This is a genomic window from Halorubrum sp. CGM4_25_10-8A, assembly GCF_005435025.1.
Lineage (GTDB): Archaea > Halobacteriota > Halobacteria > Halobacteriales > Haloferacaceae > Halorubrum > Halorubrum ezzemoulense.
Genome location: NZ_SGTX01000005.1, coordinates 127835 through 149120, shown reverse-complemented (window position 1 = coordinate 149120; position 21286 = coordinate 127835). Strand labels below are relative to the sequence as shown.

Here is a 21286-nt window from a genome sequence, read left to right as displayed (position 1 = left end):
TCCGCCGTGCCAACGGCTCTCTCGGGAGCGCGCGGTTCGGACGCTTTTTGAGGCCGCGGCCGGTAGGATAGGGTAGATGATCTCCAAGGGCTGCGAACAGTGCGCCAAGGGCGGGAAGATGGTGCTTTTCGTCTACGGCTACTGCGACCAGCGGGACTGCTTCTACTGCCCCCTCGGAGAGAACCGGAAGAACGTCACCGACGTGTACGCCAACGAGCGGAAGGTCGAGTCCGACTCCGACGTGATCGAGGAGGCCAAGCGTATGAGCGCGCTCGGCACCTCGATCACCGGCGGCGAACCGCAGGAGGCGATGGCGAAGACGACCCGGTACCTCGAACTGCTGAAAGACGAGTTCGGTGAGGACCACCACACCCACCTCTACACGGGCATCACGGGCGGCCGCGAGAACATGCGCCGCCTCTCGGAGGCCGGCCTCGACGAGATCCGCTTCCACCCGCCGCTGGAGATGTGGGGCGACATGCACGGCACCGAGTGGGAGGAGATCCTCCACATCGCCCGCGAGGAGGGGCTCACCCCCGCCTTCGAGATCCCCGGCATCCGCGCGGAGCCGGAGTTCTTGGAGTTCTTAGACGAGGGCGCCGCCGAGTTCTGTAACATCAACGAGTTCGAGATGTCCGACGGGAACTACCGCCGGATGCAAGAGGAGGGCTTCGAACTACAGGAGGGCCACATGTCCGCCGTCGAGGGGTCGAAGGACGACGCCATCCTCGAAGAGATGGCGAGCCACGAGAAGGTGTACTTCTGTACGTCGGTGTTCAAAGACGCCGCCCAACACCGCAACCGCCTCAAGCGGATGGCGAAGAACATCCGCCGCGAGTTCGACGAGGTGACCGACGACGGGACGCTCGTCTACGGGAAGGCGTTCGCCGACCCCGAGCGGTTCGAGGCGCTCGGCGTGCCCGAGGAGTTCTACACCGTCAAGTCGAACCACGTCGAGGTCGCGTGGTGGCTCCTCAAGGAGATGATCGAGGACGGCGACCTCGACGAAGGCGAGATCGTCGAACAGTACCCGACCGTCGACGGGACCGTCGTCGAGCGCACGCCGGTCGCCTGACCGGTTCCGCCGACTCCCCACCCCCGTCGCACCTCCTGTTCCGGTCGAATCGCTTGTCCCGCCGGTCCCGACTCCGAGGCCGCGCTCCGGCCCCCTCGCCGCCACTCTCCTCGCTACGCTTCGTGACATTTGGTACCACACTTATGTACTACCGGCACTTATTGCCGCGTATGGCCTCGGACGAACCCGTATTCGCCGACGTGAGCATCGGACAGGCGGTGTACAACGAGGACGGCGAGCGGCTCGGGTCGATCCGCGGCGTCGACGACGACGGCTTCTACGTCGCGTCGCCGTCGAGCACCGACACGCTGGCGCTCACCGACGCCAGGGACGTGTTCGGCACCGCGTACGTGATGTGGCGCTGTTGGGAGTGCGGCGAGATGGGTGAGATCGGCGACCAGCTCCCGGCGAACTGCCCGAACTGTGACGCGCCGCGCGAGCAACTGTACTACTGGGCAGAGGACTGATCGACGCGCCGCGAGTGCGTCGACGCGGCGGCGCCGCTCAGGCCCGCTCGCCCTCCTCCTCGTGCGCCCCGTCATCCACCTTCTCTCGGAGCCGCTCGACCTCCGCTTCCAGCTCCGCGATCCGCTCGGCGTCGGGCCCTCCCGCTCCGGACGCACCGTCCTCGGACCCGTCGTCAGACCGAGTCGTGAGGTAGAGCACCGCACCCCCGACGAGAACGAGGGGGACCCCGAACAGGAGGACGGCGATTATCAGGACGATCACCAGCTCCGGACCGCCGGGGACGCCGCCGAACGCGAGGGCGAGAGGGACCATACGCCGCCCACTCGGGCCCGCGACTAAAACGGATCGGCGGCGAGGGCCCTTCGCCCGCCGGTTCACTCCGCGTCGACGAAGTCCGCGAGGTTCGCCTGTAGCCCCGCCGCCAGCGTCGACTTTCGGCGGAGCCGGCCGAGCGAGACGGGCAGGTGGTCGGCGACGCCGCGGACCGCCTCGCCGAACGTCTCCGCCGTCCCCCGCTCCCCCTCGAAGGCGTCGCGGACGGCCTCGCGCACCTGCCACACGCCGACCGGACCCCAGTAGTCGTCGGAGACGTGGCGCACGACGAGCGCCTTCGCCTGCCGGCCGCGGTCGTCGAGGTGTTCCAAGACGCCCAGCCGTGCCGCGTAGTATGCGCCCGCCGTCTCCTCGACGTAGCCGGTCCGTCCCTCGCGGCCCTCGCTCGCGGCCGCGAGGTACACCCCCGCTTCGGGGTCCGGGTTCCAGATCGACCCGGGCGACTTCATCTCGACGAGCTCGTACTCCCACCGCCCCGGCACCAAGATCACCCAGAAGGCGTTGCCGAGGTACTCGTTGCGGTGGACCTCGATCCGGTCGACCGTCGGGTTGTCGCGGATCGACCCGCGGAGGAACTGGCCGACCGTGTCGTCGACGGCCGTGATCGACCAGCGCGTCGGGACGAGCCGACGGTTCTCGCCGCGCCCGAGCGCCCCCGCCGAGAGGATCGTGTTGATCTCGTACACGTCGAACCCGCGGCGGTAGAGGTACGTCATCGCCCCCTCCGCGCGCCAGTCGTCGTCTTCGAGCGTCTTCTTCACCGGCCGCGGGACGTGCGGGTTCTCGCCGAGGTCGGCCGTGCGCGCCGCCGCGCGCGGCCCGGTCGGCGTCTTGATGTCTTCCGTGCCGACCTCGAAGTCGAGGTCCGGCCGGCCGTCGAGCCCGATTTCCACGTCGACCGGCCGGTCCGCGATGGCGATCTCGCGCTGGACGCCCAGCCAACCGTCCCACGCGTCGTGAACGCTCTCGGCCGGTCCGCCCTCGCCGACCGACTTCACCCCGCCGCTCGCCCCCGCGTCCGCCACGTCGACCCCCCGCGTCGAGTTGAGCAGGCTCGTCCGACGGTCGAACACGTCAGAGATGGAGACGCCCTCCTCGTACCACGCGGCGGAGGTCTCGAACGCCTCGGCCCGCTCCTCGCGGCCGACCGGCGAGAGCAGGCCGGTCGAGACGTTCGGGTAGTCGGCGCGGCCGACGAAGATCGACGGCGAGACGCTCCCGACGACGGCGTCGTCGGAGACGTGCTCGTCGAAGCGCCGCTCGAAGGAGTCGAGGTGATCGAGGATGCCGTAGTCCTTCTCGCTCGCGAGGCGCCGCCGCTCGGCCCGCTCGTTCGCCTCATACTCGATGAACTCGTCGAGCCGCATTCGCCGACCGTAGGGGCGAGTCGGACTTGACGGTGTCGCCGCCGCGGCCCCGCGGCGCGGGACGGTCAGGTCGAGAGCGACGTGACGCCGGCCGGGAGTTCGGCTCCGAGGATCCACTCGTCGCCCTCGCGGCGGATCAGCGGGGCCGACGCCTCGGGCGCGAACCCGTCCTCGTCGACCCGCATCGTCCCGCCGACGAGCGCCCCGTCGACGACCGCCCAGGAGATCGCGAACGCCGGATCGGCGGCGGGCAACGGATCGGCGACGGCGTCGAACGCAGGGTCGCCCGCGGCCGCCGAGAGGGTTACGCCCGCGGGCGCCTCCGGTCCCCAGCGGTTCGCACTGGCGTAGAGGCGACCGTCGTGGACGACCGACTCCCGGAAGTAGTTCGCCCAGAAGTCGCGGAAGTCGGTATCGAGCCGGTACCACCGGTCGCCGCCGTCCGTCCGATAGAGCCCGTTCCCGGTGGCGGCGACCACGCTCCCGTCACCGAGCACGCGCAGGTCGTGGATGTCGTCGTGGACGCCCTCCCCGTACCGCCGCCAGAAGTCGCCAGCGAACACGTAGACGCCGCCGGGCTCTAACCCCGCGAGGACGCCGTCGTCCGGGTGGACGGCCAGCGTCCTGACGCTCGGCGCCCCGCTCGGCGCGCGGTCCCGCCAGCGGTCGCCGTGCGGGTGCGCGCCGAGGTCGCCGACCGGGTCGAAGCGCCACCCGTCGGTCGCCGGTCGCGCGCGCAGCACGTCGGCGTCGCCGGTCCCGACCAACACGGTCTCGGGGCCGGCGAGCACGGAGACGGGGTCGTCCGGGCCGTCGAGCGGTCGCCAGTTCTCGCCGTCCGGCGACCGGAACAGCCCGTCCGCGGTCGCGGCGAGCCGCGCGTCGCCGCTCGGTGCGACCTCGTGGACGCGGCCGCACTCGGCCGTCCGCGTCGGGTCGTCGTGCGGTCCGTCGAGCCGATACAGTCCGCGGTGGGTTCCGCAGACCAGCATGTCTCGCGATTGAACGTCGAGGAGAAAAACCGTGCCGCTTCCGCGGGGCCGTTAGCTGTGGATCCCCATCGCCTCGATCTGCTCTTGGTACCGATTCCGGATGGTGACCTCGGTGACCTGCGCCACGTCGGCGACCTCGCGCTGGGTCTTCTTCTCGTTACAGAGCAGCGACGCGGCGTAGATGGCGGCGGCGGCGTAGCCGGTGGGGGACTTTCCGGAGAGCAGCCCCTGCTCGGCGGTCGTCTCGATGATCTCGTTCGCCTTCGACTGGACCTCCTCGCTCAGCTCCAGCTCCGAGGAGAACCGCGGGACGTACTTCTTCGGGTCGACCGGCCGCATCTCCAGCCCGAGCTCCTGGGAGATGTAGCGGTACGTCCGGCCGATCTCCTTTCGGTCGACACGAGACACCTCAGAAATCTCCTCCAAGCTCCGGGGGATGCCCTCCTTGCGGCAGGCGGCGTAGAGGGCGGCGGTGGAGACGCCCTCGATGGAGCGGCCGCGGATGAGGTCCTCGTTGAGCGCGCGTCGATAGATGACCGAGGCGACCTCCCGCACCGAGCGCGGGACGCCGAGCGCGCTCGCCATGCGGTCGATCTCCGAGAGCGCGAACTGGAGGTTGCGCTCGCCCGCGTCCTTGGTTCGAATTCGCTCCTGCCACTTTCGCAGTCGGTGCATCTGCGAGCGCTTCTTCGACGAGATAGAGCGCCCGTACGCGTCCTTGTCCTTCCAGTCGATCGTCGTCGTCAGCCCCTTGTCGTGCATCGTCTTCGTCGTCGGGGCGCCGACGCGCGACTTCTCCTGCCGCTCCGAGTGGTTGAACGCGCGCCACTCCGGGCCGGGATCGATCTGCTCGTCTTCGATGATCATCCCCGTCTCCTCGTGTATCAGCTCCCCGTCGGCCGTCCGAGTGAGATCCTCCGGATCGAAGTCCTCGGGGTCCAGTTCGTCGACGTCTTCGATCGCCTCGACGTCGATCTCGTCTTCCTCGGCGTCCTCGTCCCCCACGCGCTGCCGGTCGTGATCCCGTTGCCGGGTGGGCCGTGTCATCGCATTTATATGCTATCCAATCCGTTTAACTTAAAAGTTCGTTACCGTGTGGGTCGTTGGCACACCTTCGTGCGACGTCCAGTCGGACGCGGATTCGTCGGAACGCCCCCTGGACGCCGCGGGTTCGCCCCCCGGCCCGTCCAGTCGGTCAAGCGACTCCGGCGGATCGACCGCGTCGACCGCCTCGCGGACCGCGGCGAACGCGTCGACGAGTCGCTCTATCAGCGACGTCTTCCCCGACCCGCGCGGGCCCGCGACGCCGACGACGGTCGGGAGGGGGCGGTCGGTTCCCCGCGCGTCGTTGGCCGCCCGCGACTCTCCGGCCGCGGACCCGTCCGTCGCGCCAGCGTCTCGCGTCGCGGGACTCATGCGTCGGTACCCGGTCTATGCCCTCGCGTTTCACTCGCCGCCCGGCTCCGATCCGTCTCCGCCCACGGTCCCCGGCACGGGGTCGGCGTCGGGCGGGAGCGCGACCGGCGCGAGCGCCGCGAGGTCCCTGACGGCCTGCGAACTGTCGAATCCCGGGCCGACGAGCCGCGGGAGGCCGTCCGCCGGGCCGTCGAGGCGCTCCGTCGCGACGACGGCGTCGAGCGCCTCTCGCACCGCGACGTGCGCGCGGTACCCCTCCGCGGACTCGACGCGGAGGTGGGTCGTGTCCGGCGGCGCCCCGTCGAGGAGCGGCCCAACCGGCACGCCGCGCCACTCGCCGCCGAACTCGGACCCGGTCGCGCACCGGTAGCAACAGGTGACGACGACGGTGCCGCACCGCTCTCGAACGGCGTCGAGCGACGCCAGCAGGTTCGACTCGACGTTCGACGCGGTCATCGCGTCGTGATCGAGGGACGCACCGCCCGTGTTGGCTGCGCCTCATTCGTTCGGGCTTTTTTTCAGTGGCGGACGGACAGCCCTTTGTCCGGCGAGCGCGGAGTCCGGCCGAATGCCGACGATCGACTGCGACCCGGCCGCCGCGCGCGAGCGCCTCGCCGACGCGGGCGTTCGGATCGACGAGGGCAACACGCCACACGAGCGGTGGCGCGCCGACCGCGACGGGGCCGTCGCGGTCGCGTACGACGACAAGGTCGTCGTCCAGGGGAGCGACCCCACCCGCCTGACCGCCCTGTTGCGCGACGGCGGCGGGCGCGCGCACGTCTACTTCGACGGCGCCTCCCGCGGCAACCCCGGTCCGGCCGCGGTCGGCTGGTGTCTGGTCACGTCCGACGGGGTCGTCGCCGAGGGCGGCGAGCCGATCGGCCGCGCGACGAACAACCAGGCCGAGTACGCCGCGCTGGTCCGTGCGCTGGAGGCGGCAGACGAGTACGGCTTCGACGCGATCGACGTCCGCGGCGACTCGGAGCTGATCGTCAGGCAGGTCCGCGGCGAGTGGAACACCAACGACCCGGAACTCCGCGAGCGTCGCGTCCGGGCCCGGGAGCTGCTGGAGCGGTTCGACCGGTGGTCGATCGCGCACGTACCGCGGGAGATAAACGAACGCGCCGACGATCTGGCGAACGAGGCACTCGATGACGCGAACTGACGACGAACCGCCGGAGTGGGCGAAGGAGCGCGCGCGGGAGATGATGGACGCGGCGGCGGGCGAGGGGGCGGACGACTCCGCGACCGCGGAAACGCCCGAACCCGACGACGAGCGCGTCCCGGACGTCCCGGTCGAGGCGGTCGACGAGGCGGAGCGGCTCACGCGGCTCGCCCGCGAGGCCGAGTCCGCGGAGCCGACGCCGGAGATCGAGCAGGCGGCCGACCAGTACCGGGAGCGGCGCGACGCCCTCGCTGCCGAGTACGGCTACACCGCGCGCGTCCGCGACGAGGACGACGCGCTCGTGTTGTACCCCGACGAGTGGATGGACGACGGGACCGTCCAGCTCGACCGCGTCGAGGACACCGAGCGCGCCGTCGAAGTGTCGCTGTCCGGCCCCGGCGACGCCGACCGCTACCGCGAGGTGGCCGCGTACAACGAGGCGGTCGCCGAGGCCGTCGCCGAGCGGGAGGCGGACGTCCACGCCCGGACCGCCGAGACGTTCGCGGCGTTCATGAGCAACCACTACGTCCGGCCCGTCGACGACGCCACGCCGGCGATGCGTACCGAGTTCCGAGAGGAGTATCTGGTCCGCAACGGCTGGCCGACCGACGAGCAGCTCGCCGCGGTCGACGAGTCGCTGTCGGTGATCGAGTCGGTCGCGGCCGGGGTCGACGGTCCCGCCGCGGACGCGGGCGCCGCCGATCCCGACGGCGCTGACGGCGGCGACGAGGCCGGCGGTCGCGGAGACGACCATTCGACGTAGCGGCGACTCAGCGGAAAGAGAACGCGGCTTTCGCCGCGCCGTGTGCCAAAATGTTCGTTCGGTGTTCGGTGCCGCTCGTCGCGCCGGCGTCGCGTCCGGATCTCGTTACTCGAGCAGCGCCCGGACCTCGTCTGCGCGTTCCTCGTCGGTGACGAACCGGTCGAGGACCCACTCGATCTGGTCGAGGACGACGTCGTGGCCCGCGTCGGTGAGCTCGTACTGGTTCGTCCGCTTGTCGAGTTCGCTCTTCTCGACGAGCCCGTGGTCGACGAGGTCGTCGAGGTTGGGGTACAGGCGACCGTGGTTCACTTCGGAGCCGTAGTACGCCTCGAGCTCCCGCTTGATGGCGAGACCGTACATGGGCTCCTCGGCCAGGATACTGAGGATGTTCTGCTGGAACGCGGTGAGATCGCTCGCGGCTGTCGACTCATCAGGGACTGATTGTGCCTCTGACATGGTAGTAGGGAGGGCGCTCGAACTTATAATCCTTCTCAACAGTCACTATCATTGCGATGCGTCACTTCCCGGATTTATCCGAGTGCGTCGGTAGGCGCGCTCTCTCGGCGGATGCGCGTTCGATCCGGCGGCTCGGGGCGTTCGACCGATCGATTCCGCGTCCGCTGGTACGCCGACGATCCGTCAGCCAGAATTGGTGTTCGGCGTCCGATCGAAACCCCCAAATCCGGCGCTCGGCCCGCTCCGGGCCGGTGATGCCCGATCCGCCGATGACGACTCCGGACGGCTTCGGACGGCGTGCGCCCGTGCGATCCCGAAAGGACTTTGCCCGACATCCACCCATCATCAGGCACATGGCCAACCTCTGGGAAGATCTCGAGACGGGACCGAACGCGCCGGACGAGATCTACGCCGTCGTCGAGTGCCTCAAAGGCGAGCGGAACAAGTACGAGTACGACAAGGACATTCCCGGCGTCGTCTTAGACCGGGTGCTCCACTCGAACGTCCACTACCCGTACGATTACGGCTTCATCCCGCAGTCGTACTACGACGACGAGGACCCCTTCGACGTGATGGTGCTCGTCGAGGACCAGACGTTCCCCGGCTGCGTCGTTGAGGCCCGCCCCGTCGCGCTGATGAAGATGGACGACGACGGCGAGCAGGACGACAAGGTGATCGCGGTGCCGACCGAGGACCCCCGATTCGACCACATCGAGGACCTCGACGACATCCCCCAGCAGACCCTCGACGAGATAGACGAGTTCTTCGCGACCTACAAGAACCTCGAGGCCGGCAAGGAGGTCGAAACGCTCGGCTGGGAGGACAAACAGGCCGCGAAGGACGCCATCGAACACGCGCAGGACCTGTACGACGAACAGATCGCGTAACGCTGTATAACTGTAGCGCATCCGACGTCCGCACACGGATGCGTTATGCCTATGGGTAATTTTTAGGGTGTCGTTCGCCTAGCATCTAATAGAGCCATGAGCGCCACCACGCCCTCCGTCGGCATCGACCACCCGACGGTCGTTCCCGCGAACTTCGACCCGGACGACGACGCCGACGACGCGGCCGAGGACGGCGACGACGTGTAGCCACCTCCGCGTCTCTTCTCAGGCGCGCTCGACGACCGTCGAGAGCCGCGTCGCGTCGGCTCGCAGCGACGCGAACGCGTCGTCGACCCAGTCCACGACTGCGTCGTCGGTCGACTCGATGACGCATCGCGGGTTGTTCTGCTCGTCGTACGCGGCCACGCAGGCCACGTCACCGCAGCGGAAGAGCCCGTACTCGATCGGCTCGGCGCTGACGTACACCTCCGCGGCGTCGTCGTCCAGCGCGCGGTCGGTCGCGGGTTCGAACTCCGCGACCGACGTGTCGGCCGCGTCGCGGTCGATGATCAGCTCCACGTTCGCGCCGTCGTCGAGCGCCGCGGCCGCCGCGTCGTTGAACTGCCGGATGACGACCGGGGAGACGGCCCGGATCTCGCCGCCGTGGTTCTCGTGGAGGAGCTCCGTCAGCCGGTCGACGACCGCGAGGGGGTTCTTCTCGGACGCGACGGTGATGTCGCTGTCGGGAATCCCTTCCGGCGGGAAGTCGACGCCGGCCCGTTCGAGGGTCTCGGCGAACCCGCCGTACCGCTCGCCGCGTTCGACCTCCGTCAGGAGCGTCTCGTAGGCGTCGTGGACGCGCTCGCCGGTCGGCGTCACCCGGTAGGCGGCGTCGCGTTTCACCACCCAGTCCCGCTCGCGGAACCCGCCGAGGATCCGTTGGACCGTCGTTCGGGTCGCGTCGACCGCGTCGGTCAACTCCGCCGGGCGCCGCGGGTCGTCGCGCAGCGCCCGGAGTATTGCGACCCGAACGGGCGAGCCGGCGAGGTACTGTGCGCCGTCGTGTCCGTCCTCGGCCCTCATCGTGTGATCCGTGTGTACGGGTACCGCCCTGTTAACCGTACCGCGTCGCGGTCGGAAGTGTCCGAGCCGAATCCCCCGTTTGGCCCTTGAATCGCCCCTCAGTCGGCTCAGCCCCGATGGCGGAACGAGACGACGGTGCCGACGGTGTCCTCGCCGGCGATACGTTCCGTCGTGACGGTTACGGTCGCGAGCGCGTCCGCGCCGAGCGCCTCCTCGATCACCGCCCGCAGCGCGTCGGGGTCGGCGCCCTCCTGTATCACCGGCACGCGGACCTGTCGGCGGTTGACCGCGACGTCGCCGAGGTCGTACTCCGTGTGCTCGAACGCCTCCCGGATCGCGTCCTCGATGTCGGTCATAGCGTCCCTACCTCCGCGCCCGGCGGTGAAAAAACGCGGTCCTCGATCTGTCCCGCGAACGCGACACACTCGGCCGTCCGCAAGCGCGTCCAATCGCTGGTTATCCGGCGTTTAATGGCTGTGTTTATTTAATACACTTTGAATACTATTTAAATATCTCTCTTATTTCACCGCAGAACAATCTTAATATTTATTTATCCTGATACTTTCCGAATATGCACGAAAGTGTGGCGGAGTACGTGGCAGAGAACCCGAAAATGGCCGGCGTCCTGTTCACCGCGCTCCTGCTGTTGACGCAGGCGGCGCCCGCGGCGGCGAATATGGCTGCATCTAACCCTGGGCCCTAAAAGTTCAACTCGTCGCTCCAAACTAGCTGATCAGACTTAAACACGGGTGCAGTCTCTAAATCTAAGAATTTAGAAAGTTCCTCAGTACTTACTGTCTGGTAATCTATCTCTACCGGAATGTAATGGTTTGAGTTGTCCGTAGCTAGGTTTAGTGTTGTGAGGGTTCCATTACCGTACGGACCGTTTGGGAGCACATCCGCAGACACTCTCCAATCCTCGGAGCCTTCTCTTCTGAGATTAATAACAATCACAGACCCACTCCGACTCTGACAGATCGTCGTCCCGCCGTCTCCCACCACGATGTACTGGTGCCCCGTGATCAGCTCCCGCTTCGCCACGTGGAGCGCGGTCCGGAGGTTGAACCCGCTGTTCATCAGGCGGGCGATGATCCGACCGAGTGTCGTCGCGGGGGAGTTCGCCACGTCGGAGAGAGTGACGATGCCGCCGCGCGAGCCGCGGTGGACGAGGGCCTCGCCCTGCCGGTAGGACTGGCAGGCGTTGAGCAGGAAGGCGCTCACCCCGATTTCGAGGTCCTCGTCGGTCAAATCGAGGTAGCTGTCGGCGCACTGCATCCCGCGGTCGTCGACGTGGCCGACGTAGTGGAGGAAGTCGACGTCGGACGCGAGGGCGTCGCGCATCTCTTCCTGGGAGAGGTCGTGACGCACCTCGATGTCGAACTGGACCATGTCGCGGAGGCCGTAGAGGTCGGCGACGTTCCCCTCCTCGCGCATCTGTTCGTCGTTACAGACGACGAGGACCGAGATGCGCGACTGCTCGACCTGCCCGGCTTCGAGCCGGCGGTGGTACGCGTCGAGCGTCGCCTTGTTCGCGTTGAGCGGGACGCCGTCGCCCACCCACGCGTGCTCGACGGTGTCGACCGGCTCCGGTCGGACGAACTCTGTCTGGGCCGAGACGGCGCCGCGTTCGGCGGAGGCGTCGGCGCCGCGGGTGGTCCCCGCGCTCGTGTCGGCCGTGCTCTCGGCGCCAGCGCTCGCGCCGCCGCGCACGAACTCGGCGTCGCCGAGGGCGCCGCCGTCGGGCGCGACGCCGCCGACCGGGACCTCTCGCCTCGTGGCCGCCGACGGGCTTCGGTCCGCGCCGCCGAAGAAGCCGACGCCGACGCCGCCGTCGTCGTCAACCGGTGTGACGGTCTCCGGCGAGCGGACAATCGACAGCTCGCCGGCAACGAACGGGAGCATCTCCACGTTCTCCGGGTCGGGACGGACGTCCGTCGTCAGTGTCCACTGCGGCAGTTCGGGCTTGATATCTTCGAAGGGGACTTCGAGGTACTCGCCGAGTCGCTCCGCGAGCGGCAGGTTGTACAGCCGCTTCCAGTCGAGGTCGAGGTCCGTCGTCTCGCGCTCGTGGAGGTCGACCGGGTAAAATCCCTCCGTGCGGGCGAGACAGTCCATGTGGAACGACTGTCGGAGCACCCGCGCGGTCCGTTCCTCGAACCCCGGTTCGAGCGGGTAGGTCCAGCCGTCGCCCTCGATCCGCGGGGCGTCGCCGGGGACGACCTCGGCCGCGAAGTAGTACGCCAGCGAGACGACAGGATAGAGGTAGCGGTACTCCGGGGGAACGACGATCCGGACGCCGCTGTCGACCGGTTCGACCCGCTCGGGGACGCGGAGTTCCTCGCCGGGTTCGATGAGCGGCGGGTGTCCGCGCAGAGTGGGGAACGACCGCTCCGGGCTCGTCGTCTGAAGCGCGGAGCCGAGCAGGGAGACGGCGTCCATCAGCGACTCCGGGTCCGTGGGGGTGGTGATCGTCCCCGCCGGCGTCTGGTGGAGCGACCGGAAGCCGAGCCCGACGGTGCCCGGCGTGTCGAGGTCGATCCGGGTCGTCCGGTCGGTCGTCGAGACGGAGAACCCGGATTCGAAGGTGAGGTACAGCTTCGTCGGCGCGGGATTTATTCCGACATGGTAGATCCCGTCGGGCATCTCGTAGCAGTCCCCGTGGGTCAGGAGCGCCCCGTCGCCGCCGCGCGTTTCGACGACCGCGACCCGCGGGATCTCGATCGCCCCGGTCTCGACTGCGACGCTGGCGTCGACCGGGAAGTAGTGGTCCGACTCCGGACGCCGGCGCGGGTCGACCGGCCGGTCGGTGTACACTTCGAACTGCGTGTTCTCGATGTGGTCGGTGACGGTTATCCCGTCGGCCTCGCGCAGCGGGTCGATGTCGATACTCATTAGCGGGCTCACCGCGGCCGTCGGTCGGGGAGACGGCGACCGACGCCGCGGGGGTGGTACCAGTCCGTTGAGCGAAAGCGGCGATAAAGGTTGTGTCGGTCGGATCGCCGCGGACCGAACGGATAAAGTCCCGGCCGCCCCACCTTCGCGTAATGATAACGCTGGGAACGGCCCGCGCCTCTCCGGGCGAGACGGACACGGGCCGTCTCGAGGTGGGGGAGATGCGAGACGGGAGCCCCGTCCGGCTGCCGGTCGCCGCGGTCAACGGCGCGGCCGACGGGCCGACGCTGTACGTCCAGGCGGTGAGCGACGGCGACGAGCTGAACGGGTTGGGCGTCGTCAACCGCGTCGTTCCGCGGCTCGACCCGGCGGAGCTGTCCGGCTCGGTCCTCGTCGTCGGCATCGTGAACCACTTCGCGTTCCAGGCCGCCGAACACCGGAACCCGGTCGACGACCGCAAGATGAACCGCGGGTACCCGGGCGACGCCGACGGGACGACGAGCGAGCGGATCGCCCACGAGACGTTCCAGGTCGCCAAGCGCGCGGACTACATCCTCGACCTCCACCAGGGGTCGACGAGCCGGATGATAAACGAGACGCGCGTGCGCTGCGGCGTCCGCCACCGGCTCCACGGCGACTGCCTGGAGCTCGCGAAGGCGTTCGGCTGCGGGCACGTCCTCGACATCAAGGGCCCGGACGGCCAGCTCGCGCGGGCCGGCCCGGAGCACGGCATCCCGACCGTCGACCCGGAGCTCGGCGGCTGCGTCGGCTGGGACGAGGAGTCGATCCGATACGGCGTCGAGGGCGTGTTCAACGTGCTCCGCCACTACGGCTTCCTCGACGGCGACGCCGCGCTCGAATCGCAGACTCGGGCGCGCGGCTTCGATCAGTACGGCTCGCCCGCCGGCGGCCTGGTCCGTTTCGAGTGCGAGCTCGGCGAGCGCGTCTCCGCGGGCGACGTCCTCTTCGAGGTGACCGACACCTTCGGCGCGCTGGAGGGGCGCGTGACGGCCGACACCGACGGGATCTTCTGGCGGACGCGCCGGCTCCCGCAGGTGGCCGCGGGGGAGTATGTCTGCTCGATCGGGACGAACGTCGACACGTACTGATGGGCGCTCCCGACGCTCCGTCGCCGAGGGGGCGAGACCCCCGGCGACTCCGCTGTTCCGCGTGCGGCGAGACGTACCGCGACCGCTGGCGCTGTCGGTGCGGCGAACCCCTCGATTTCGCCGATCCCCCGGTTCCGGACGGTCCCGTGCCCGACCCCCAATTGTTCGACGCGCGCGACGGCCTGTGGGCGTTCGACGACCTGCTCGCCGCCGGGGACGACCCCCGCGACCGGGTGACGCTCGGCGAGGGGATGACCCCGCTCGTCGACGCGGACGCGGGCCGCGAGCTCTCGGGAGACGCGGGGAGCGAAGCCGCACCGTGGAACGCGTCGTTCAAGCTGGAGTACGTCTTCCCGACCGGCTCGTTCAAGGACCGCGGCGCGACCGCGACGCTGACGCGGGCTCGCGAGCTGGGCGTCGAGCGCGTCGTCGAGGACTCCTCCGGCAACGCGGGCGCCGCGATCGCGACATACGCCGCCCGGGCCGGAATGGCGGCCGAGATCTACGTCCCGGCCGACGCCAAGGAGTCGAAGCTCCGCGCGATCCGCCGCGCCGGCGCCGAGCCGGTCCGGGTCGAGGGGAGCCGAGGCGACGTGACGGACGCGTGCGTCGCGACGCTCGACGACCGCGAACGCGCCTGGTACGCCAGCCACGCCTGGAACCCGGCGTTCTTCGAGGGCACCGCCACGGTCGCGTACGAGATCGCGCTCCGTCGCGACTGGAACGCCCCGGACGCCGTTGTGACGCCGCTCGGCCACGGGACGCTCTTCCTCGGCGCCTATCGCGGATTCCGTCGGCTCGAACGGGCCGGCTGGATCGACGAGGTCCCCCGCCTCTACGGCGCGCAGGCGGCCGGCGTCGCGCCGATCGTCAGAGCGCTCCGCGGCCCCGACGCCGCCGACCCGGACGGGACGGTCAACGCCGCGGCCGACGGGATCCAGATCGCCGAGCCGGTCCGCGACCGCCAGATCCGGGCGGCGATCGACGCCACCGGCGGCGACGCGCTCGCGGTCACCGAGGCAGCCGCGACGCGCGAACTCGACCGCCTCCACGCCGCCGGCTTCTACACGGAGCCGACCTGCGCGGTCGCGCCCGCGGCGCTGCGGACCCTCCGCGAGCGCGGCGAGATCCGCCCGGACGAGGACGTGGTCGTCCCGCTGACCGGGAGCGGGTTGAAGGGCTGAGGCGAGCGGAGTCGGCGGCTCTCGGGCGAGGCGGATCGACCTCACCGTTACCACTATTCTACCGGCGCCCCTCCCTTTTCGCATGGAGGTGCTCGTCTACGGCGCCGGCGCGCTCGGAAGCCTCGTGGGCGGGCTGCTGGCGCGTACACACGACGTGACGCTCGTCGGGCGCGACCCGCACATGCGGGAGATTCGGGAGGACGGGCTCCGGATCGACGGCGAGGTCGACGCCCGGGTCGCGCCGCGCGCGCTCACTGATGCGACGCACCGGCGAGCCGACCTCGCCTTGGTCACGACGAAGGCGTACGACACCGACGCGGCCGCTCGCGCGCTCGCGACCGGCGAGTACGACGCCGTCTGCTCGCTCCAGAACGGCCTCACCGAGGAGCGCCTGGTCGCCGCGCTCGACGCGACGGTCCTCGCGGGCACCGCGAGCTACGGTGCCCGGTTCGCCGAGCCGGGCCGCGTCACCTGTACCGGCGTCGGCGAGGTCGTCGTCGGGGCGCTCTCCGGCGGCGCGAGCCCCGAGGCCGCGCGGGTCGGCGCCGCCTTCGACGCGGCGGGCGTCGAGGCGGTCGTGGCCGAGGACATGCCGGCCCGGCGCTTCGAGAAGCTCGCCGTCAACGCCGGGATCAACGGACCGTCGGCGCTCGCGCGGACGGAGAACGGCCCGACGCTCGACGGCCCCGCCGGCGAGGTCGCCCGCGAGGCCGCCCGCGAGACGGCCCGCGTCGCCCGTGCGGTCGGGGTGGACCTGTCCGACGAACGGGCGGCCGACGCCGTCGAGCGCGTCGCCACCGACACCGCGGCGAACCGGTCGTCCATGTACGAGGACGTGGCGAACGGACGCCGCACAGAGGTCGACGCTATCTACGGCGCGGTCGTCGACCGGGGCGACCGGCGCGGCGTGTCGGCGCCGACCTGCCGGACGGTCGGGTCACTGATCCGCGGCTGGGAAGCGGCCCGCGGGCTCCGGTAATGCGGGACCGATTCGGCAAAACGAGACGGCGGCTCTGCTCGGCGACGGCTACGCGCTCAACACCACTCCTCGAGGACGGTCGCGTCGGTCTCGTCGACCGACACCCACGCGTCCTCTCGCGAGACGTCCGCGATGACGAACTCCGGCCGCGACGCCGACGAGTCGACGGACGCCATCACGTCCGGCGCGTCGGCGGCGTCGAGCGCCGGGTCCGTCGGGAGCGCAGTCCGGCGGCGGTCGGGGTCCGGGTCGTCCCATGGAGTGGAACTCCGTGACATGGTTGTGAATAGTTCACAGTACGTATAAGAGTTGCGAACGCGATCGAATTCGGCCGTCGGATCGGAGATTCCGGGGACGCTCTGCCGACGGTTCTTTCCGCGGAGCGCCCGCCGAACGACGATCCGCCGAAACGTGTCGGTTTCTACATCGGCTCGCGGGATCCTGTAGGGCCCCGCCTGACCGGGTCCGATCGCCGCTGACCCGGCCCCGCGCGCTGGCGGTCCAGCTCCGCGTGTCGCTGACCAGACCCTGCGTGCCGCTGACCGCTCCCGCGTGTCGCCGCCCGGCCTCGCGTGCCGGTGGTCCGGCTCCGCACACCTTCGCAGTATACAAGAGGTGTCACGCTGAAAGACGGGCATGAACGTCGCAGACGCCATGACGCCCCGCTCGGAGCTCGTCGTCGTCGAGATACCCGGGAGCCGCAACGACGTGTTAGAGTACATCCAAGAGCACGGCTTCTCGTCCGTGCCCGTCGTGAAGGACGTCGACGGCGACGAGGTGTACCGCGGGCTCGTCACGCGCGACGACCTGATCGAACAGCCGGACGAGGACCAGCTCGCGCTGCTGATGCGCGAGGTCCCCACCGTCGGGGCCGCCGCCGACATCGTCGACGCCGCCCGGACGATGGCCGCCGAGGGCTCGCGCCGGCTCCCCGTGGTCGACGGCGACGAGCTCGTCGGTATCGTCACCGTCACCGACGTGGTGCGGGCGATCGCCCGCGGCGAGGTCGACGGCGAGACGCGCGTGGGCGAGCTCGCGACCCGGGCGGTCAACGCGACCCACACCGACACGCCGCTGCCGGTCGCCGAGCGCGAGATCGCGCTCTCGGGGGTACCGTACGCGGTCGTCCTCGACGACGACGCCGCGACCGCGGGGATGCTCACCGAGGTCGACATCCTGGAGGTCGCCCGCGTCGTCGAGGGCGAGGCGAGCACCGGCGACTCGATCGCCGACCAGGACTCCGACTGGTCGTGGGAGGGGATCAAGGCGACGGGCGCGCGCTACCTCCCGACCCGGAACGTCGAGATCCCCGCGGAGGCGGTCCGCCACTTCATGACCGAGGACCTCATCACCGTCAACGCCACGCGGACGGCCAAGGAGGTCGCTCAAGAGCTCATCAGCAACGACATCGAGCAGGTCCCGCTCGTCTCCGGCACCGATCTGGACGGGATCGTCCGAGACGTCGACCTGCTGGAGGGGTTATAATGGCCGCGGACGTGCTCGCCGAGCTCGCGAAGCGCCGGGGCTTCTTCTTCGGATCGAACGGCGCCTACGGCGGCACCGCCGGCTTCTACACGTTCGGCCCGCAGGGCGCGGCGCTCAAGCGGAACGTCGAGGACGCGTGGCGCGACCGGTTTACCATCCGCGAGGGGAACCGCGAAATCGAGGCGCCGACGGTGATGCCAGAGGCCGTGTTCGAGGCCTCCGGCCACCTGGAGGGGTTCGACGACATGCTCGTCGAGTGCCCCGAGTGCGGCGCGTCCCACCGCGCCGACCACCTCGTCGAGGACGTCACGGAGATCGAAGACGCCGAGGCGCTGCCCGGCGAAGAGGTCGCCGAGCTCATCGCCGACAACGACATCGCCTGTCCCGCCTGCGGCACCGAACTCGCCGGCCAGCCGGTCGAGGCGTTCAACCTCATGTTCGCGACCGACATCGGCCCCGGCGACGCCCAACCCGGCTACCTCCGGCCGGAGACGGCCCAGGGGATCTTCGTGGAGTTCCCGCGGCTGAAGGAGTACGCCCGCGGGAACCTCCCGTTCGGGATCACCCAGATCGGCCCGGCCTACCGCAACGAGATCTCGCCGCGCGGCGGGCTCCTCCGTCTCCGCGAGTTCACGCAGGCCGAGTTGGAGCAGTTCATCGACCCCGAGGCGGACGAGCCGCCGCTCGACCGCGTGCGCGACGTGGAGGTCTGCCTCTACCCCGCGACGGAGCAGGAGGCCGACGACGGCGACTACCTCGACACGACGGTCGGCGAGGCGGTCGACGAGGGCGTCATCGGCTCCCCGTGGGTCGGCTACTACCTCGGCGTCGCGCAGGAGTGGTACGAGCGCGTCGGCGTCGACCTCGACCGGTTCCGCTTCCGCCAGCACCTCGCCGGCGAGCGCGCCCACTACGCCGCCGACTGCTGGGACGCCGAGAGCGAGGTCGACGGCGACTGGATCGAGATCGCCGGCTTCGCGTACCGCGGCGACTACGACCTCTCGAAGCACGACGAGTACGGCGACGACTCGTTTACAGTGTTCAAACGGTACGACGAGCCGAAGACGGTCGAGCGCGCGACCGTCGACCCCGACATGTCCGTCCTCGGCCCGGAGTTCGGCGGCGACGCCGCCGCGGTCGCCGAGGCGCTCGAAGCCCTCGCGGAGCGCGACCCCGACGCGTTTGACGGCGAGACGGTCGAGGTGACGGTCGGCGAGGGCGACGACGCCGAGACGCACGCGGTCGACGTCGACGTCGCGGACTTCTCGGTCGAGGCGGTGACCGAGAGCGGCGAGCACATCACGCCCCACGTCGTCGAGCCGTCGTTCGGCGTCGGCCGGACCGTCCAGACGCTGCTCGCGCACGCCTACAGCGAGGACGAGGTCGACGGCGAGGAGCGCACCTACCTCTCGCTCGAACCCGAGGTCGCGCCGCAGGACGCCGCCGTCTTCCCGCTCGTCACCAACGACGACCGCCTGACCGGGCTCGCCGACGAGGTGGCGGCCGACCTGCGGGCCGCCGGGCTCGCGGTCGCGTACGACGACTCCGGCTCGATCGGCCGCCGCTACCGCCGGCAGGACGAGGTCGGCACCCCGTTCTGCGTCACCGTCGACCGCGACGGGATCGAGGGCGACGGGCCCGACACCGTCACGCTCCGCGAGCGCGACTCCGCGGCGCAGGTCCGGATCCCGGTCGCGCACCTCGCCGACGAGCTGACGGCGCTCCGCGAGGGCGAGCCGTTCGCGTCCGTCGCCGACCGGTACGACGCGGTCGACACCGACGTCGAGACGGCGGGGAACTGAGGGCGTGCGTCTCCCGGCCGCCGCGTGGCGCGAGCGCGTGGAGTTCGAGCGGCGGCTGGTCCACGCCAGCGGCACGCTGTACCCGGTCCCGTTCTTACTTGGCTGGATCTCCTGGGAGACCACCGGGCGACTGCTGATCCTCAGCGTCGCGATCGCCGGGGCTCTCGAAGCGCTGCGGCTCGCCGACTCCGTCGGCCCGCTCGCCCCGCTGTACGACGCGCTCGTCCGCGACTACGAGGCCGACGGGATCGCTGGGTACGCGCTGTATCAGGCCGGGATGGCGGCGACCGCGCTCGTCTTCGCGCCCGTCTTCGCCGTACCCGCGATGTGGATGCTCTCCGTCGGCGACCCGATAAGCGGCGGGCTCGGCGAGAACGCGGCGACGGAACCGAAGCGCCTCCCGGTGGTGGCGGCGATGGTGTTCGTCTGCTTCGGGATCGCCGTCCCGTACGCGATCCCCGAGTTCGGCCCCGATCCGGGCGTGATCGTCGCGCTCGCGGGGGCGATCCCCGCGGCGATCGCCGACGGGCTCCCGCCGCTCATCCGCGGCGTGGCGGTCGACGACAACCTCACCATCCCGCCGGCGGCCGCCGGCGGCATGTTCCTCGCGGCCGCGCTGATCGGGTAGGCGCATCGCCCGGAGCGCAACGGCGGTGCTGTCGCTCGCCGGGCGAAACTGAGAGAAGCGCCGAGGCGGAGATTTGAACTCCGGTGTCCGAATGGACAGTAGATTTCGAATCTACCGCCTTGGCCAGGCTAGGCTACCTCGGCTCGACTCGACGTTGGCCGGTTCCGCTGTTATGCGTTTCGATCGCGGTCGCGGCGCGGTCTCGGACCGCCGGTCCGTCACCCCACCGTTCCGCCGACAACGCTTTTCGGCCCGGCTCCCGTGCGGTGGATATGGACGTCCCCGAAGCGGCCGACGCCTGCGCCCGCGTCGTGAGCGAGGTCGGCGGCGCGGTCGTCGCCGACCGCGAGTTTCTCGACCGCGTCACCCTCGGCATCCTCGCCCGCGGCCACGTCCTCCTGGAGGACGTGCCGGGCACCGGAAAGACCCTCTCGGCGCGCTCGTTCGCGACCGCGCTCGGTCTGGAGTTCTCACGGATCCAGTTCACCCCGGACCTCCTGCCGGCCGACGTCACCGGCACAAACGTGTTCGACGAGCGCGACGGCTCCTTCAGCTTCTCGCCGGGGCCGATCTTCGCGAACGTCGTGCTCGCCGACGAGATCAACCGCGCCCCGCCGAAGACGCAGGCCGCTCTCCTGGAAGCGATGGAGGAGGGGCAGGTGACCGTCGACGGCGAGACGCACGCCCTGCCGAGCCCCTTCTACGTGATCGCGACGCAGAACCCGGTCGAGAGCGAGGGCGCGTTCCCGCTGCCGGAGGCCCAGCTCGACCGGTTCACGATCAAGACCTCTATCGGCTACCCCGACGAGGACGGCGAGTTGGAGCTGCTCCGCCGCCGCGCCGGTCGCGTCGAGCAGTCGCCGACGGTCGAGCGCGTCCTCGATCCCGACTCCGTGGCGGCGCTGCGGGAGGTGCCGGAGTCCGTCCGCGTTGAGGACGATCTGCTCCGCTACGCGGCGGCGCTCGCGCGGGCGACCCGGGAGGACCGCCGCGTCGAGGCCGGCGTCTCCCCGCGGGGGACACAGCGCCTCTTCGAGACCGCCCGCGCGGCGGCGGTGATCGCCGGCCGTGAGTTCGTCACGCCCGACGACGTGAAGCGGGTCGCGCAGCCGACGCTCGCCCACCGGCTCGTGTTGACGCCGGACGCGGCCGTCAACGACGTCGACGAGCGCGACGTGATCGCCGACGTGCTCGACCGCGTCGCGGTGCCGACGGTGGACGCGGCCGAGGCGTAGCTCCCGCGACGACCGCCGCTATCGCCG

General features: G+C 70.1%; 24 protein-coding genes and 1 tRNA gene. 13 read left to right on the top strand and 12 right to left on the bottom strand.

Features of this window, described 5'->3' with window-relative positions; all coding sequences use genetic code 11:
- Positions 1-76 precede the first annotated feature (76 nt).
- Complete coding sequence (locus EXE52_RS08020) at positions 77-1075, top strand: radical SAM protein (RefSeq protein ID WP_089308067.1); 999 nt, start codon at positions 77-79, stop codon at positions 1073-1075.
- 170 nt (positions 1076-1245) lie between these two features.
- Positions 1246-1542 carry a rubredoxin-like domain-containing protein gene (locus tag EXE52_RS08015; RefSeq protein ID WP_089308066.1) on the top strand — a complete coding sequence of 99 codons (297 nt, stop codon included), beginning with the start codon at positions 1246-1248 and terminating at the stop codon, positions 1540-1542.
- A gap of 37 nt (positions 1543-1579) precedes the next feature.
- On the opposite strand, the gene EXE52_RS08010 is transcribed toward EXE52_RS08015, so the two are convergent.
- The 6 genes from EXE52_RS08010 to EXE52_RS07985 form a co-directional block, all read right to left on the bottom strand.
- Positions 1580-1855: a preprotein translocase subunit TatA gene (locus EXE52_RS08010; protein ID WP_049931364.1), complete on the bottom strand. Its 276-nt coding sequence runs from the start codon at positions 1853-1855 to the stop codon at positions 1580-1582.
- A gap of 62 nt (positions 1856-1917) precedes the next feature.
- Positions 1918-3243: a DNA repair protein NreA gene (gene nreA / locus EXE52_RS08005; protein WP_086216069.1), complete on the bottom strand. Its 1326-nt coding sequence runs from the start codon at positions 3241-3243 to the stop codon at positions 1918-1920.
- Positions 3244-3308: 65 nt separating this feature from the next.
- A complete protein-coding gene (locus EXE52_RS08000) occupies positions 3309-4235 on the bottom strand; it encodes a hypothetical protein (RefSeq protein ID WP_137703609.1) in 927 nt (308 codons plus the stop codon).
- 51 nt (positions 4236-4286) lie between these two features.
- On the bottom strand, positions 4287-5282 hold the full coding sequence (locus tag EXE52_RS07995; RefSeq protein ID WP_086216067.1) for a transcription initiation factor IIB family protein: 996 nt from the start codon (positions 5280-5282) through the stop codon (positions 4287-4289).
- A gap of 30 nt (positions 5283-5312) precedes the next feature.
- Complete coding sequence (locus EXE52_RS07990; protein ID WP_137703608.1) at positions 5313-5651, bottom strand: hypothetical protein; 339 nt, start codon at positions 5649-5651, stop codon at positions 5313-5315.
- A 30-nt stretch (positions 5652-5681) separates the two neighbouring features.
- Positions 5682-6107 (bottom strand): pterin operon protein, encoded by a 426-nt coding sequence (locus tag EXE52_RS07985; RefSeq protein ID WP_137703607.1) that lies wholly within the window; start codon positions 6105-6107, stop codon positions 5682-5684.
- Between the two features lie 112 nt (positions 6108-6219).
- On the opposite strand from EXE52_RS07985, the gene rnhA reads away from it, so the two are divergent.
- A complete protein-coding gene (gene rnhA, locus EXE52_RS07980) occupies positions 6220-6816 on the top strand; it encodes a ribonuclease HI (protein ID WP_049931370.1) in 597 nt (198 codons plus the stop codon).
- Positions 6803-7579, top strand: a complete 777-nt coding sequence (locus EXE52_RS07975) for a hypothetical protein (protein WP_233125179.1) — start codon at positions 6803-6805, stop codon at positions 7577-7579. Before rnhA ends, EXE52_RS07975 begins: the two co-directional genes overlap by 14 nt.
- A gap of 105 nt (positions 7580-7684) precedes the next feature.
- On the opposite strand, the gene EXE52_RS07970 is transcribed toward EXE52_RS07975, so the two are convergent.
- Positions 7685-8035 carry a PadR family transcriptional regulator gene (locus tag EXE52_RS07970; RefSeq protein WP_049931372.1) on the bottom strand — a complete coding sequence of 117 codons (351 nt, stop codon included), beginning with the start codon at positions 8033-8035 and terminating at the stop codon, positions 7685-7687.
- Between the two features lie 353 nt (positions 8036-8388).
- Here EXE52_RS07970 and EXE52_RS07965 point away from each other — a divergent pair, with 353 nt between their 5' ends.
- Positions 8389-8922 carry an inorganic diphosphatase gene (locus EXE52_RS07965; protein WP_049931373.1) on the top strand — a complete coding sequence of 178 codons (534 nt, stop codon included), beginning with the start codon at positions 8389-8391 and terminating at the stop codon, positions 8920-8922.
- 225 nt (positions 8923-9147) lie between these two features.
- On the opposite strand, the gene EXE52_RS07960 is transcribed toward EXE52_RS07965, so the two are convergent.
- On the bottom strand, positions 9148-9945 hold the full coding sequence (locus EXE52_RS07960; RefSeq protein WP_089308061.1) for a winged helix-turn-helix domain-containing protein: 798 nt from the start codon (positions 9943-9945) through the stop codon (positions 9148-9150).
- 107 nt (positions 9946-10052) lie between these two features.
- Positions 10053-10301: a hypothetical protein gene (locus tag EXE52_RS07955; protein WP_089308060.1), complete on the bottom strand. Its 249-nt coding sequence runs from the start codon at positions 10299-10301 to the stop codon at positions 10053-10055.
- Positions 10302-10516: 215 nt separating this feature from the next.
- On the opposite strand from EXE52_RS07955, the gene EXE52_RS19010 reads away from it, so the two are divergent.
- Entirely contained in the window at positions 10517-10648 is a 132-nt protein-coding gene (locus EXE52_RS19010) for a hypothetical protein (protein ID WP_255510316.1), read from the top strand.
- On the opposite strand, the gene EXE52_RS07950 is transcribed toward EXE52_RS19010, so the two are convergent.
- Positions 10645-12837 carry a caspase family protein gene (locus EXE52_RS07950; RefSeq protein WP_089308059.1) on the bottom strand — a complete coding sequence of 731 codons (2193 nt, stop codon included), beginning with the start codon at positions 12835-12837 and terminating at the stop codon, positions 10645-10647. The two genes, EXE52_RS19010 and EXE52_RS07950, sit on opposite strands and share 4 nt — an antisense overlap.
- Positions 12838-12989: 152 nt before the next feature.
- Here EXE52_RS07950 and EXE52_RS07945 point away from each other — a divergent pair, with 152 nt between their 5' ends.
- From EXE52_RS07945 to EXE52_RS07935, 3 genes are all read left to right on the top strand, one after another.
- Positions 12990-13946, top strand: coding sequence for a succinylglutamate desuccinylase/aspartoacylase family protein (locus EXE52_RS07945; RefSeq protein WP_089308058.1), 957 nt, complete (start codon positions 12990-12992; stop codon positions 13944-13946).
- Positions 13946-15130 carry a pyridoxal-phosphate dependent enzyme gene (locus EXE52_RS07940; protein WP_089308057.1) on the top strand — a complete coding sequence of 395 codons (1185 nt, stop codon included), beginning with the start codon at positions 13946-13948 and terminating at the stop codon, positions 15128-15130. Before EXE52_RS07945 ends, EXE52_RS07940 begins: the two co-directional genes overlap by 1 nt.
- 82 nt (positions 15131-15212) lie before the next feature.
- The gene (locus EXE52_RS07935) at positions 15213-16109 is read left to right on the top strand and encodes a ketopantoate reductase family protein (protein WP_086216501.1); all 897 of its coding nucleotides are present in this window, start codon (positions 15213-15215) and stop codon (positions 16107-16109) included.
- Positions 16110-16165: 56 nt separating this feature from the next.
- On the opposite strand, the gene EXE52_RS07930 is transcribed toward EXE52_RS07935, so the two are convergent.
- A complete protein-coding gene (locus EXE52_RS07930) occupies positions 16166-16387 on the bottom strand; it encodes a hypothetical protein (protein WP_086216502.1) in 222 nt (73 codons plus the stop codon).
- A 358-nt stretch (positions 16388-16745) separates the two neighbouring features.
- Here EXE52_RS07930 and EXE52_RS07925 point away from each other — a divergent pair, with 358 nt between their 5' ends.
- From EXE52_RS07925 to EXE52_RS07915, 3 genes are read left to right on the top strand one after another with little or no spacing between them, the layout of a single operon-like run.
- The gene (locus EXE52_RS07925; RefSeq protein ID WP_049931381.1) at positions 16746-17594 is read left to right on the top strand and encodes a CBS domain-containing protein; all 849 of its coding nucleotides are present in this window, start codon (positions 16746-16748) and stop codon (positions 17592-17594) included.
- Positions 17594-19396, top strand: a complete 1803-nt coding sequence (gene glyS / locus EXE52_RS07920) for a glycine--tRNA ligase (protein ID WP_049931382.1) — start codon at positions 17594-17596, stop codon at positions 19394-19396. Before EXE52_RS07925 ends, glyS begins: the two co-directional genes overlap by 1 nt.
- Positions 19397-19400: 4 nt before the next feature.
- Positions 19401-20024: a hypothetical protein gene (locus EXE52_RS07915; protein WP_049931383.1), complete on the top strand. Its 624-nt coding sequence runs from the start codon at positions 19401-19403 to the stop codon at positions 20022-20024.
- A 58-nt stretch (positions 20025-20082) separates the two neighbouring features.
- Here EXE52_RS07915 and EXE52_RS07910 read toward each other — a convergent pair.
- Positions 20083-20167: transfer RNA gene (locus tag EXE52_RS07910), tRNA-Ser, on the bottom strand.
- Positions 20168-20296: 129 nt separating this feature from the next.
- Between EXE52_RS07910 and EXE52_RS07905 the strand changes: the two genes are divergently transcribed.
- Complete coding sequence (locus EXE52_RS07905; protein ID WP_049931384.1) at positions 20297-21259, top strand: MoxR family ATPase; 963 nt, start codon at positions 20297-20299, stop codon at positions 21257-21259.
- The last annotated feature ends 27 nt before the right edge of the window (positions 21260-21286 follow it).